The organism is Rhodococcus jostii NBRC 16295, from assembly GCF_001894825.1.
Classification (GTDB): Bacteria; Actinomycetota; Actinomycetes; order Mycobacteriales; family Mycobacteriaceae; genus Rhodococcus_F; species Rhodococcus_F jostii.
On the sequence record NZ_BCWY01000046.1, the window covers coordinates 13,737 to 26,312 of the forward strand.

Consider the following 12,576-nt stretch of genomic DNA (forward strand, 5'->3'; position numbering starts at 1 on the left):
ACGCGGCGACCGGTCCGGGTCGCTCGCGACCGGAGCAATCTGTGCCGCGACTTCAGAATGGAGCGTCCGTCTCGGCGGGGCCAGGCACCCTGGGGGTGGGGACCCGTCACCCCCAGGGCTGCCCCTGACCGCCCCCGAAGTCGTAACCGCCGACACTCGCGCCGTCCGGACCGGCGTTGATGCCGTCGATGGCGATCACGGTGCCGACAGCCGCTCCGCCGATGGTCACTGTGCCGCCCTGAGGATTCTGTCCGGGCGCGAGGTTGCTCACCGAGGGGTCGTCGGCGGGGGCGTCGGGGGCCGCCGACGCGATGCCGGCGCCGGCGGCGAGGACGAAGAACGCGGCCGCAACGGTGGCACCCGTGCGTGTCAGAGCAGTGGAGAAGTCGAAGGACATCGACATGGAAGAACCTTTCACAGTGCGTGGTGTCGGGGAGGGCAGTACTGGACCCGAGGGGCCGGCACCTTCGGGTGACGGCCCCTCGGACTGTTCAGGAAGATCGCGTCATCGCGACCCGGTCACCAGCAGATGATGAACCCGCAGTTCTGCGTGTTGTCCGTGGTGGTCGTTTCTCCACCTGCCCCGCCGCCGCCACCCGCACCACCGGTGGCAGGACCCGCGCTGCCACCGGCACCGCCGTTGGCGCTGCCACCGTTGGCGTTGCCGCCGTTGCCCACGTTCGTGTTCACCGTGGCACCGTCTCCGACTGCCGCGCCACCGATGATGACGCCGCCGGAGTTGTCGACGTTGCCATCTGCGGATCCGCCATTGGCGCTGCCTCCTGCGCCGCCGGCGCCGCCCTGCGAGGTACCCGAGCCTCCGGCACCGCCGGCTCCACCGGGAGCCGGATCAGCGGAGGCGATTCCCGCTCCGGCCGTGAGGGCGAAGCCCGCGATGGCGAGAGCGGAAAGAGTGCGCTTGAGGGTGTGTGCCATGTGTGTGAATCTCCCTGTGTGGGTGGGGGTTTTGCTTGCCACATAAGAATGCGGTGTATTCACCCACCGAAACAGGTACCCCAGGGGGAGCAACCGGCACCCCGAGGGATGACCCCCGCCCACCCCTGTCGAGCCCTCTCTACGGTCGCATTTCGTATGCCCCGTCGTAGTTTTCCGCCTGCGCCCACACCCGGGAGAATCGCGCGGCGTCCACGACCGGTCGGCGAATCGCCCCGAGCGCCCACTTCTGCTGCGCCTCGGTGGACGACGATTTGCCTTGCAGCGCAACGGCATAGCCGGAGAAGTCGCGGATCTGGAAGTCGAAGATCTGGTCGAGGAGGTCGCGGTCGAGACCGGCGATATCGGCCTGCTCGAGGATCAGGTGCCCGTAGACCACGAGCGAGAAGAGGTGCCCGAGGTCGAGCAGGAAATCGAGGTCTTTCTGCTGGTCCGCGTCGGGCGGGGCCGTGGTGAGCAGTTCTCTCAGCGCGGTCGCCTGCTCGTGGAACCGGGCGACGTTGGGGATGTCGGAATGCGCCTCGTACGCCGTCGTCCAGTCGTGGAACCGGATCTTGCCCGCACCACGGGTCGGACCCTGGGCCCAGAAGAAGGCGTCGTCGGCGGCGTCGAGCCGGGTGCCGATCTCCGGGTACTCCACGGGATCGAGCAGGTAGTTCGGCATGAATTTCAGGATGAGGCCGACGTTGACGTGCACCGTGCCCTCGAGCTTCGGCAGGGTGCCGATCAGCTGGGCGGCTTCCCGGAAGTAGGTGTTCTTCTCGTACCCCTTCGCCGCGATCACGTCGTGCAGGAGCGCAATCACCTTCTCCCCTTCGGAGGTGACCTTCGCCTTCGTCATCGGGTTGAACAACAGGTACCGGCGGTCGTCGAGACTCGCGCTGCGGAAGTAGTCGACCGAGCGGGCGCTGAACAGCTTCATCGCGATCAGCCGACTGTAGGCATCGACGAAGTTTCCGCGCACGTGCGCGAAATCGGTGACGGGGTTGCCGTACAGAATCCTGTTGTGCGCGTGCGTGATCGCCTCGTAGAAGGCGTGCTCGGAGATGCCGATGGAGCCGGTGCACAGGTTGAACTTGCCGACGTTGACCGTGTTCAGCGCCGCCTCGAACGCCGCGACCCCGGTGTGGAGGATGTCCTCGTCCCGCACCGGGTAGTCCTCGAGCCGGAACGTGCTGACGTACATCTGGCCGTGCACCACATTGCCCTGCAGGTGGTACGCCGGGTGGCGACTGTCCGCGACGAAGAAGACGTACCCGTCGCTGCCCTCTACATCGGTGCGGCGGCCGAACACCGACACCATGCCCGCGACGTTACCGTTGCCGATGTAGTACTTGTCGCCGGTCGCGGTGAACGCGAGATCCGGGTCGTTCCCGGCCGGTGTGAGCAGCATGTCCGTCGAGTAGACGTCCGCGCCGTGTTCCTTCTCCGACAGACCGAACGCCAGCACCCCGCCGTCGTCGAGGAGTTTCGCGGCGCGTTCCTTCGCGGCGCGGTTCTCGCTCATCCAGATCGGACCGAGACCGAGGATGGTGACCTGCCACGCGTACCAGTACGCCAGACCGTAGAACCCGAAGATCTCGCTGAGGGCGGCGTTGCGTGCGGCGTCCCAGCGCTTGTCCGGATCGCCGCCCGACAGCTCGGCGGGGGTGAGGAACGTGGCGAACAGCTTCTCCCGTTTCACGAACTCGAGGAAGTCGTCGGGCCAGACGGCCTCGAGATCGTCCGCGAGCAGCCGCTTCTTGCCCCGCGCCTCGAACCATTCGATCAGCGCCCGCAGCAGTCTGCGCGTCTCCGGATCGAAATGTTCGGGATCGTAGGAGGTCGGATCGAACAGCAGGGAGTTCGTCACAACAGGCCTTTCGTCCGGACGTGTCAGGCCAAGCTAACAGTCCGGACGAAAGGTATGGGGCGGTTTGATCAGCCCCTGACGGTCTTCACGATCTCGGTCAGCGCGGACTCGGCGGCCACCTCACGGCTCTCGCCGGTGAAGCGGTCGCGGACCTCCACCTTGCCCTCGCCCCAGCCGCGGCCCACGACCACGACCAGCGGGACACCGAGCAGTTCGGAGTCCTTGAACTTCACGCCCGGCGACGCCTTGCGATCGTCGAGGATCACCTCGAGACCGGCCTTGTCGAGTTCGGCGGCGAGCCCCTCGGCGCCCGCACGGGCGGTGTCGTCCTTGTTGGCGATCACCACGTGCACATCCGCCGGAGACACCTCGGCCGGCCAGCGGAGGCCCTTGTCGTCGTGGTGCTGTTCCGCGATCACGGCGACGAGGCGCGAGACACCGACACCGTAGGAACCCATGGTCGGGCGGACGGGCTTGCCGTTCTCGCCGAGCACGTCCACGGAGAACACGTCGGTGTACTTGCGGCCGAGCTGGAAGACGTGCCCGATCTCGATGCCGCGTGCCGCGACGAGCGCACCGGCTCCGTCGGGCGACGGGTCGCCGCCGCGGACCTCGGCAGCCTCGATGGTGCCGTCCGGGGTGAAGTCGCGGCCCGCCACGAGCCCGACCACGTGCTTGCCCTTCTCGTCGGCTCCGGTGATCCAGCTGGTGCCGTCCACGATTCGGGGGTCGACGAGGTAGCGAACTCCGTTGGCTTGCAGCGCCTTCGGTCCGATATATCCCTTGGTCAGGAAGGGATTGGCCGCGAAGTCGGCCTCGGTGAGCAGTTCGAACTCCGCGGGCTCGAGGGAGGCGCCGAGCCGCTTGTCGTCCACCTCGCGGTCGCCGGGAACGCCGATGCCGAGCAGTTCCCACTTGCCACCGGGCTGCCGCGTCTTGACGAGGATGTTCTTCAGCGTGTCCGCGGCGGTGACGGTCCTGCCCAGGTCGGCGCCGTTGGCCCAGTCGACGAGCGTCGCGATCGTGGGGGTTTCCGGGGTGTCGTACACCTTCGCGGCGGGCAGTCCGTCGAACGGCACGGGCTCGGGAGCCAGGGTCTTCACGGCCTCGACGTTGGCGGCGTAACCCGACTCCAGGCAGCGGACGTAGGTGTCCTCACCGATCTCGCTCTCCGCGAGGAACTCCTCCGAGGCACTGCCGCCCATCGCACCGGACGTCGCCGACACGATCACGTACTTGACGCCGAGCCGGGCGAAGATCCTCTCGTAGGCGTCGCGGTGCGCCTGGTACGACTCGGTGAGCCCCTCGTCGGTGAGGTCGAAGGAGTACGAATCCTTCATGACGAACTCGCGGCCGCGCAGAATGCCGGCCCGCGGGCGCTCCTCGTCGCGGTACTTGGTCTGCACCTGGTACAGGGTGACCGGGAAATCCTTGTACGAGTTGTACTCGCCCTTGACGGTGAGCGCGAACAGTTCCTCGTGGGTGGGGCCGAGCAGGTAGTCGCCACCCTTGCGGTCCTTGAGGCGGAACAGTCCGTCGCCGTATTCGGTCCACCGGTTGGAGGCCTCGTACGGTTCCCGCGGGAGCAGCGCGGGCAGGGAGATCTCCTGCGCACCGATCCCGTTCATCTCTTCCCGCACCACCCGCTCGACCTCGCGCAGCACGCGCAGACCCAACGGCAGCCACGAGTAGACGCCGGGCGCGATGCGACGCACGTAACCGGCGCGGACCAGCAGCTTGTGGCTGGGGACCTCGGCGTCGGCGGGGTCGTCGCGCAGAGTGCGGAGGAACAGGTGGGACAGGCGGGTAATCACGGGATACCAGAATAGTCGGCTGGGACCGAGCCGAGCGCGTCGGTAGGGTTTCCTGCGTGCTGGTGCTACTTCCCCCCTCCGAAACCAAGTCCGACGGCGGCGCCGACGCGCCCCTCGACCTGGCCGAGCTGTCGATGCCACAGCTCACCGAAACCCGCGAAGTGCTGGTCCAGGCGTTGGTCGCGCTGGCGGCGGATCTGGAGGCGTCGCAGGTCGCGCTCGGCCTCGGCCCCACGCAGGCCGACGAGATCGAGCGGAACGCCAAGCTGTGGGTCTCCCCCACCCGCCCCGCGCTCGAGCGCTACACCGGTGTGCTGTTCGACGCGCTCGACGCGAAGTCGTTCACCAAGGCACAGAAGTCCAAGGCGCTGTCGCGACTGGCGATGGGATCCGCACTGTTCGGCGCGGTGCGCGCAGGCGATCTGATCCCCGCCTACCGGCTGTCGGGCGGGTCGAAGCTTCCCGCCCTGGGCACGCTCCGGGCGTTGTGGAAGCCGGAACTGAGCCGGGCGATCACCGCGGAAGCGGACGGACTCGTCGTCGACCTGCGGTCGGGGACGTACCAGCAACTCGGACCGATCCCCGAGGCCGTGATCGCCACCGTGCTCACCGAGAAGCCGGACGGCACCCGGACCGTCGTCAGTCACTTCAACAAGCATCACAAGGGTCTGCTGGCCCGCGCGCTCACCCTCTCGCGCGCCGAACCGCAGGATGTCCGGGGTGTGGCGCGGGTGGCGTCGAAGGCCGGCCTGCGGGTCGAGGTGGCGTCGGACCGCGAGCTGATCATCCTCACCGACTGACCCCCCTGTGAGTACTTATCAACCGCGGGCGGTTGATAAGTACTCACAGGAGCTTTACTCAGGCTTGACGGCCAGGACCGGTTTGCGGCACGACAGCAGCAGTCGCTGGGCGGTGCTGCCCATCAGCAGCTTGCCGACGGGGGTGCGGTCGCGGATGCCGATGACGAGCAGCTCGGCGTTCGGCGCCGTCATCGCCTCGAGGATCACATCGACGGTCTCGTCGCCCACGATCTGCCGGACCTCGTGCTCGAGGCCGCTTGCAGACAGCTTGCCTTCGAGTTCCTGCAGGTGCGCGTTGTCGGCGAACGACTGGTCGGCGAGGGAGTCGCCCTTCGACGTGTTGATCACGAGCAGCGAGGTGCCGCGCAGCTGTGCCTCCGCGACGCCGTGTTCGAGGGCCGCCCCTCCGAACTGGTCGGGGGTGTATCCGACGACGATCATGCGTGTGCCTTCTCTCTGGTGTCGGTGGAGTCGCCGCCGGCCGGTCCGTCGGGGAAGTCGGGCGCCGCGACGGGGTAGTGCGCGCGGACGACCTTGGCGACGAGGGGTGCGATGAGGAGCACTGCGATGACGATGTAGACGATGATCGCGACGGGCTCGGTGAACAGGCTGCCCCAGTCGCCGCCGCCGAGCTGCAGGCTCTGGCGCAGCTGCCGTTCGATGCGCGGCCCGAGGATGACGCCGATGATCAACGGCAGCACCGGCAGTCCGAACCTCCGCATCATCAGACCCATCAGCCCGAACGTCAGCAGCAGTGCGAGGTCGAGCCACTGCAGGTTGACGGCGAACGCGCCCAGCGCGGCGAAGAACAGGATGCCCGCGTAGAGGTACGGGCGCGGTGTGCGGAGCAGCTTCGCCCACAGCGGTGCGAGCGGAAGGTTGAGCACCAGGAGCAGGAAGTTGCCGATGAACAGGCTCGCGATCAGCGTCCAGATCAGCAGCGGTTCCTTCTCGAACAGTGTCGGGCCCGGCTGGATTCCGTATGACACGAAGGCTGTCAGCATGACCGCGGCCGTGGCGTTGGTCGGGAGGCCGAGCGACAGCATCGGCACGAGTGTGCCTGCCGCCGAGGCATTGTTGGCGGCCTCGGGCCCGGCGACGCCTTCGATCGCGCCCTTGCCGAACTCGTCCTTGTGCTTCGACAGCTTCTTCTCGGTGATGTAGGAGAGGAACGTGGGCAGTTCGGCGCCGCCGGCGGGAAGTGCGCCGAACGGGAATCCGTAGGCGGTGCCCCGCAACCACGGCTTCCACGAACGCTTCCAGTCGCTCTTGCCCATCCACGGCCTGCCGACGGGAATGACCTCGGCCGGCTTGCGGCGCAGGTGAGCGGCTACCCAGAGGGCCTCACCGAGTGCGAACACGGCGACCGCGACGACGACGATGTCGATCCCGTCGGACAGCTGCGGGATACCGAACGTGGCCCGCGGCTGGCCGGTGAGGAAGTCGATGCCGACCAGGCCGATCGCGAGGCCGAGCAGCAGGGAGATGCATCCGCGGAGTTTCGAGCTTCCCAGGACCGCGGTGACGGCGACGAGGGCGAGCAGCATGATCGCGAGGTAGGACGGGGCTCCGAGGGTGACCGCGAAACTCGACACCATCGGCGCGAACAGCACCAGGAGCATCGTGCCGATCGATCCGGCGACGAACGACCCGATCGCCGCGGTCGCCAGGGCCTGCGCGGCCCTGCCGGCTTTGGCCATCTTGTTGCCCTCGATCGCCGTGATCACCGAGGACGACTCTCCCGGGGTGTTCAACAGGATCGAGGTCGTCGACCCGCCGTACATGCCGCCGTAGTAGATCCCGGCGAACATGATGAACGCGGCGCTCGGACTGACGTTGTAGGTGACGGGAAGCAGGAGGGCCACGGTCATGGCCGGGCCGATGCCGGGGAGCACACCGACCGCCGTGCCGAGCAGGACGCCGATGCACGCGTAGAGCAGGTTCATGGGGGTGGCCGCCTGCTCGAACCCCTGCAGCAGCCAGTTCAGATTGTCCATGTCAGAGAATTCCGTCCAGAATGCCTGCGGGCAGCGGTATTCCGAGCCCGACGTAGAACGCGTAGAAGCTGCCGAATCCGAGCACGGCCCCGATGGCGATGTTCCGCACCCAGTGGCGGCTTCCCAGAATGGTTGCGGCCCCGGCGAACAAGATGGTGCCGATGATCGCCCAGCCGAGGAAGTCGACGAGCGCGATGGTCACGACGAACAACCCGACGAGCAGGCCCACCGTCTTCCAGTCACCCGGGGACTCCGGATCGACGTCTTCGCCGCTGTCGGCTTCCCCGGTAGAGCCCCTCATGATCGCGACGGCGAGCACTACGGCGAAGAGCAGCAGTCCCCCACCGATGACGAGCGGGAACAGTCGCGGACCCACCGGGTCGACCTTCGCGAAGCCGTCGCTGAGCGACAGCGCGTCGACGATGAGGAACACCCCGATCACGACCATCACCGCGCAGACGACGAACTGCGCAAGGTCCCGCCGCTTCGGGGCCGGAGCCGTGTCCGCCGCGGCGGCGGACGGTTCTGCGGGCGCGGTCATGTCAGCCCCAATTCGGCCAGGGTGGACGAGACCCGCTCGTCCTGGTCCCGGAGGAACTGCTCGAACTCCGGTCCCGTCGTGAAGGCGTCACTCCAGCCGTTCTTCACCAGGGCCTCCTTCCATTCCGGTGTGTCGTGCAACTTTTCGAGCGCCTCGACCATGTCGGCCTTGGCGCCGTCCGACAGTCCGGGCGGGGCGAGCACACCCCGCCAGTTGGTGAACGTGAGGTCCACGCCCGCCTCGGTGAGGGTCGGCGCATCGATGCCCTCGACCCGCTCGTTCCCCGACACGGCGAGCACCCGGACCTGACCGGCCTCGATCTGGTCGACGTACTCGCCGAGTCCCGACGTGCCCGCGGTGATCTTCTGGCCGAGAAGGGCGGTCAGCAGGTCGCCGCCGCCGTCGTAGGACACGTAGTTCACCGCGTTCGGGTCCACTCCCACCGCGCGCGCCGTCTCCATCGGGAACAGGTGATCCGGTCCGCCGGGCGACGAACCGCCGCCGATGGTGATCGACGCCGGGTCGGCGCGCCACGCGGCGACGAAGTCGTCGACGGTCCGGAACGGTGAATCCGCGGGCACGAGGATGCCCTCCTGCTCCTCGACCACCTTCGCCAGGGCGGTGGCGTCGGACACCCGCGCGGTGGAGCCGTTGGTGTAGCCGGCGCCGACGACGCCCAGGCCCATCATCATCATGAGGTCGTCGTTGCCGGCCTCGTTCATCAGCCTGGCCATCGCGACCGTTCCACCTGCGCCGATGACGTTGAAGACTTCGACGCGGCCGGTGATGCCCTCGTCTTCCATGATCTTCACCGCGGTCCGCGCCGTGAGGTCGTAGCCGCCTCCCGGACTGTTCGGAACCATCATCCGCACCCTGTGCAGGCCCTCGTCCTCGCCGCGGGTGACGCCGCAGCCGGCCACGAGGAGGCCTACGAGCGCGAGCAGGAGCAGCGCGCGTACGCTGCTCCCGCTACCTGTTCTCGACATCGTTCCCCATTTCGCCATGAATGTGATCTTCGGCAATACTGGACCCGATTGGTGATGCACGTCACCTATGCGAACGAAACGGAACTTAAGTTCATTGTGGTCACCACGTCACCCCCGCGTACGTAGCCTCGCGGGCCAGGTTCTGCTCCTTCAGCTCGTCGTCGTCGGCGTGGTGCTGCTCGCCGTCGCCGCGGTGTCCGTCCACCAGTCGACCGTGGAGTTCCGCGACCTCCAGGGACAACGCATGATCGCGGTGGCCGAGAACGTGGCCTCGACGCCGGTCGTGCGCGACCAGCTGTCAGACCGCTCGGTCGAGCGGGTGCTCGCACCCGAGGTCGACCGCGCCGTCAACCTGTCGGGCGCCACGCTCGCCGAGATCGTCGCGCCGAACGGGACCGTGTCCGTGTCGTCCGATCCGACCCGGCTCGGGGCACCCGCGGAACTCGGCGCCAGCGATGTGATGACCGGACGCGCCTGGTCGGGCGACGTGGACGTCGACGGGCGCCGCGCCATCGTCGGACACGTCCCGATCCTGTCCGCCACCGGCGACGTGCTCGCTGTCGTCACCGTCAGCGACGACTACCCGTCCGTGTGGGACCTGCTCAGCAGCGCCGGGGCTCGCCTGCTGCTGTACCTGGGAATCGGCGCCGGTCTGGGGCTTCTCGGCTCGTGGCTGCTGTCCCGCCGGATCAAGACCCACACCCGCGGACTCGAAATCGCCGAGATCGCAAGCCTCGCCGACCATCGCGAGGCCCTGTTGCACAGCATCCGCGAGGGGGTGGTCGCGGTGAACACCGACGGCGTGATCACCGTCCTCAACGACAGTGCCCAGGAACTCCTCGACCTCACCGGCGACGCCGTCGGCAGACATGTCGACGACGTCGCGCTCGACCCCGCCGTCCGGCAATACCTCCTCAACGGGGAGGACGGCCGCGACGTGGTGTTGTCGACGTCGTCCCGCATGCTCGCGCTGAGCCGGCGCGCCGCCACCAGCCAGGGCCACAAGATCGGCACCGTCACCACGATGCGCGACAGCACCGAACTGGCGTCGATGCAGAGCCAGCTCTCCTCGCACAAGAGCGTCACCGACACCCTGCGGGCGCAGACGCACGAGTTCGCGAACCAGCTGCACACCATCTCCGGCCTGACCCAGCTCGGCGACTACGACGCGGTCACCGAGTTCGTCGGCACCCTCACCCGCCGCCGCGCCGAGATCAGTGACGCTGTGACGCAACGCATCTCGGACCCCGCCGTTGCAGCGCTACTGATCGCGAAGACGTCGCTGGCCGCCGAGACCGGGGTGTCGCTGATGCTGGAACCCGACTCGCACCTGCACGCCCTCGACCCCGAGCTCGCCACCGACGTCATCACCGTCGTCGGCAATCTCATCGACAACGCCGTCGACGTGTCGGAAGGCGGGCAGGACGCCCGGATCTCGATCCGGATCACCGACGACGACGGCATCCTCATCGAGGTCGCCGACTCCGGGCCCGGGGTTCCCGAGACGATGCGGGAGGAGATCTTCTCGCGAGGCGTCACCTCGAAGCCGGGCACGCCGGGCGGCCGCGGAATCGGGCTCGCCCTGGTCCGGCTCGTCAGCTCCCAGCACGGTGGGTCCGCGGCCGTCTCCGACGCGCCCGGCACCGGCGGTGCCTTGTTCACCGTCCACGTTCCGCGTAGTTAGACTCTCCGATCATGACGGGACGGCGTGGCGATGTATGAGGTCCTGGTCGTCGACGACGACTTCATGGTCGCGGAAATCCACCGCCGATTCGTCGACAAGACACCGGGGTTCACCACCGTCGGCGTGGCACGTACCGCCGCCGAGGCCCTCGAATCGGTGCGCACCGGCAACCCCGACCTCGTGCTTCTCGACGTCTACCTGCCGGACATGTCCGGGTTGGACGTCCTGCAGCGACTGCGCGCCGAGGGCAACGCCGTCGGCGTCATCATGATCACCGCCGCCCGGGAGATCGACACCGTCAGCCGGGCACTGCACGGCGGCGCCTCCGACTATCTGGTCAAACCGTTCGACTACACGCAGCTGCAGGAGAAACTCGAGAACTTCCGACGCCGCGCCCGCGCACTCGAATCGCAGTCCGGTGCAGACCAATCCCTGATCGACTCCCTGTTCGGGGGCAAGAGCAAGACCCCGGAACCGAGCAGGCTCCCGAAGGGACTCAGCGCCGAAACCGGACGCCTGGTGCTCGACATCCTGCGGTCGAAAGGCGAACTGTCGTCGACCGAATGCGCCGAGCTCGCCGGACTGTCCCGGGTCAGTGTGCGCCGGTATCTCGAGCACTACCTGTCCGAGGGACTGCTGGAGGTCCGGCTCGAATACGGGGGCGCCGGCCGGCCCGTGCGCCGGTATCGACCCGTCCCACGCTGACACGCTCCGTTTCAGGATCGGGTGCAGGCACCGGTGAGGGCGAACGGTGTCGAATCGCCTGCGCCGCGGCTCTCCGCGCGGTCGAGCAGTGCGAGCGCTCCCGGACCGAACATCGGCGAAAAGGACACCGAATCGGTGCACCCCCCGTGGTCGAGGCCACCGACGAGGGCGACGACCCTCGAGCCCATCACCCACGGGCCACCGCTCGTTCCCTCGCCGAGACCGTCGCAGACCACCGTGGGATAGCTGTCCGTCGATGTGGTGGGGGCGGTGCAGGACACCGGACCGTCGCCGAGCGTCGGATAGCCGGTCACCGTCACGGTGCTCGCGGTCGCCGGGGTGGTGGCCAACTCGAATCCCCCGCCGACGGCCGATTCGACGGATGTCGGCAGGGTGACCCCGGCCGGGGCCACCCGCAGGACGGCGTAGTCGTGCTGCGGGTCCTGCGACTCCAGCCACTCCGGGTCGACGTAGATCTGGGACACGGTCCACAGTCCGAACGGCGACACGCCGCGGTCGTAGCCGGGCGCGAACGACAGCGCACCCCCGGACCCCGCGATGCAGTGTGCGGCGGTGAGCACGAGGTCGCCGTCCGCACTGTCCAGAACCGATCCGGTGCAGACGTGGATCGGTGTGCCGGCCAGAAACAGCGGACCGACGCGAGGGTCGTGTGCGGCGGACACAGGCGCGGCGGCAGCCGGTCCCCCGGCCACACAGACAACCAGAAGCAACCCCACCGCGGCTGCCCCGGCGACATTCGTGCGGGAGGGCGTGGCCACAGGACCATCATGCTCCGCTCCGTGTGACCGGGCGGGCCGAATTCGGGACGCGCCGCCGGGTCAGCCGCGTTGCGGAAGCTGCTGCAGCGCCCACTCGTTTCCGTCGGGATCGGCGAAATACACGAAACGCCCCCACGCCAGATCCTTCACCTCGCTGACCGGAACGCCGCGGGCGGACAACTCGGCGTGGGCGGCGTCGGCGTCGGCGACGACGATCTGCAACCCGTGCACCGAGCCGGGCGGGGTGTCGACCAGGCCCTCGCCGACGGCGATCGAGCAGGCCGAGCCGGTTGGGGTGAGCTGGACGAACCGCACGTTCTCGTTCACCCGGTGGTCGTGGTCGACGACGAAGCCGACCTGGTCTGCGTAGAACGCCTTGGCCCGGTCCACGTCCGACACCGGCAGGATGATCAGCTCGATTTTGTAGTCCATGACCGGATGCTATCGACGGCCTCCGACTACGG

The 12,576-nt window shown here is 68.1% G+C and carries 13 protein-coding genes; 3 read left to right on the forward strand and 10 right to left on the reverse strand.

Going from position 1 to position 12,576, the window contains the following annotated elements; translation table 11 throughout:
* Window positions 1-106: 106 nt before the first annotated feature.
* The 4 genes from RJ1_RS26370 to RJ1_RS26385 form a co-directional block, all read right to left on the reverse strand.
* On the reverse strand, window positions 107-403 hold the full coding sequence (locus RJ1_RS26370; RefSeq protein ID WP_037245682.1) for a hypothetical protein: 297 nt from the start codon (window positions 401-403) through the stop codon (window positions 107-109).
* A 116-nt stretch (window positions 404-519) separates the two neighbouring features.
* Window positions 520-936: a hypothetical protein gene (locus RJ1_RS26375; RefSeq protein WP_073365430.1), complete on the reverse strand. Its 417-nt coding sequence runs from the start codon at window positions 934-936 to the stop codon at window positions 520-522.
* Between the two features lie 139 nt (window positions 937-1,075).
* Window positions 1,076-2,806 carry an acyl-CoA dehydrogenase family protein gene (locus tag RJ1_RS26380; RefSeq protein WP_073365432.1) on the reverse strand — a complete coding sequence of 577 codons (1,731 nt, stop codon included), beginning with the start codon at window positions 2,804-2,806 and terminating at the stop codon, window positions 1,076-1,078.
* Between the two features lie 68 nt (window positions 2,807-2,874).
* The gene (locus RJ1_RS26385; RefSeq protein ID WP_073365434.1) at window positions 2,875-4,620 is read right to left on the reverse strand and encodes a proline--tRNA ligase; all 1,746 of its coding nucleotides are present in this window, start codon (window positions 4,618-4,620) and stop codon (window positions 2,875-2,877) included.
* Window positions 4,621-4,676: 56 nt separating this feature from the next.
* On the opposite strand from RJ1_RS26385, the gene yaaA reads away from it, so the two are divergent.
* Complete coding sequence (gene yaaA / locus RJ1_RS26390; protein WP_073365436.1) at window positions 4,677-5,420, forward strand: peroxide stress protein YaaA; 744 nt, start codon at window positions 4,677-4,679, stop codon at window positions 5,418-5,420.
* A 54-nt stretch (window positions 5,421-5,474) separates the two neighbouring features.
* Here the strand turns inward: yaaA and RJ1_RS26395 are convergent, their stop codons facing one another.
* Genes RJ1_RS26395 through RJ1_RS26410 form a run of 4 tightly spaced genes read right to left on the reverse strand, consistent with a single transcriptional unit; the run spans window position 5,475 to window position 8,944 of the window.
* Window positions 5,475-5,861 carry a universal stress protein gene (locus RJ1_RS26395; protein WP_073365439.1) on the reverse strand — a complete coding sequence of 129 codons (387 nt, stop codon included), beginning with the start codon at window positions 5,859-5,861 and terminating at the stop codon, window positions 5,475-5,477.
* Window positions 5,858-7,417 (reverse strand): tripartite tricarboxylate transporter permease, encoded by a 1,560-nt coding sequence (locus RJ1_RS26400; RefSeq protein WP_073365441.1) that lies wholly within the window; start codon window positions 7,415-7,417, stop codon window positions 5,858-5,860. The genes RJ1_RS26395 and RJ1_RS26400 overlap by 4 nt, the downstream gene beginning before the upstream one ends.
* 1 nt (window position 7,418) lies before the next feature.
* Entirely contained in the window at window positions 7,419-7,958 is a 540-nt protein-coding gene (locus RJ1_RS26405) for a tripartite tricarboxylate transporter TctB family protein (protein ID WP_073365443.1), read from the reverse strand.
* Complete coding sequence (locus RJ1_RS26410) at window positions 7,955-8,944, reverse strand: Bug family tripartite tricarboxylate transporter substrate binding protein (protein ID WP_073365535.1); 990 nt, start codon at window positions 8,942-8,944, stop codon at window positions 7,955-7,957. The genes RJ1_RS26405 and RJ1_RS26410 overlap by 4 nt, the downstream gene beginning before the upstream one ends.
* 67 nt (window positions 8,945-9,011) lie before the next feature.
* On the opposite strand from RJ1_RS26410, the gene RJ1_RS26415 reads away from it, so the two are divergent.
* The gene (locus tag RJ1_RS26415) at window positions 9,012-10,628 is read left to right on the forward strand and encodes a sensor histidine kinase (protein ID WP_073365445.1); all 1,617 of its coding nucleotides are present in this window, start codon (window positions 9,012-9,014) and stop codon (window positions 10,626-10,628) included.
* Between the two features lie 30 nt (window positions 10,629-10,658).
* Window positions 10,659-11,333, forward strand: a complete 675-nt coding sequence (locus RJ1_RS26420; RefSeq protein ID WP_073365536.1) for a response regulator — start codon at window positions 10,659-10,661, stop codon at window positions 11,331-11,333.
* Between the two features lie 11 nt (window positions 11,334-11,344).
* Here RJ1_RS26420 and RJ1_RS26425 read toward each other — a convergent pair whose 3' ends face one another.
* Complete coding sequence (locus tag RJ1_RS26425; protein WP_073365447.1) at window positions 11,345-12,112, reverse strand: trypsin-like serine peptidase; 768 nt, start codon at window positions 12,110-12,112, stop codon at window positions 11,345-11,347.
* Between the two features lie 60 nt (window positions 12,113-12,172).
* Window positions 12,173-12,544 carry a glyoxalase superfamily protein gene (locus RJ1_RS26430; protein ID WP_073365449.1) on the reverse strand — a complete coding sequence of 124 codons (372 nt, stop codon included), beginning with the start codon at window positions 12,542-12,544 and terminating at the stop codon, window positions 12,173-12,175.
* Between the last annotated feature and the right edge of the window lie 32 nt (window positions 12,545-12,576).

Bases quoted from the DNA above. Each gene is read 5' to 3' on its own strand.
- RJ1_RS26430 (WP_073365449.1), bottom strand. From the start codon at position 12,544: ATGGACTACAAAATCGAGCTGATCATCCTGCCGGTGTCGGACGTGGAC.
- RJ1_RS26370 (WP_037245682.1), bottom strand. From the start codon at position 403: ATGTCGATGTCCTTCGACTTCTCCACTGCTCTGACACGCACGGGTGCC.
- RJ1_RS26420 (WP_073365536.1), top strand. From the start codon at position 10,659: ATGTATGAGGTCCTGGTCGTCGACGACGACTTCATGGTCGCGGAAATC.
- RJ1_RS26410 (WP_073365535.1), bottom strand. From the start codon at position 8,944: ATGTCGAGAACAGGTAGCGGGAGCAGCGTACGCGCGCTGCTCCTGCTC.
- RJ1_RS26375 (WP_073365430.1), bottom strand. From the start codon at position 936: ATGGCACACACCCTCAAGCGCACTCTTTCCGCTCTCGCCATCGCGGGC.
- RJ1_RS26395 (WP_073365439.1), bottom strand. From the start codon at position 5,861: ATGATCGTCGTCGGATACACCCCCGACCAGTTCGGAGGGGCGGCCCTC.
- RJ1_RS26415 (WP_073365445.1), top strand. From the start codon at position 9,012: ATGCGAACGAAACGGAACTTAAGTTCATTGTGGTCACCACGTCACCCC.
- RJ1_RS26405 (WP_073365443.1), bottom strand. From the start codon at position 7,958: ATGACCGCGCCCGCAGAACCGTCCGCCGCCGCGGCGGACACGGCTCCG.
- RJ1_RS26400 (WP_073365441.1), bottom strand. From the start codon at position 7,417: ATGGACAATCTGAACTGGCTGCTGCAGGGGTTCGAGCAGGCGGCCACC.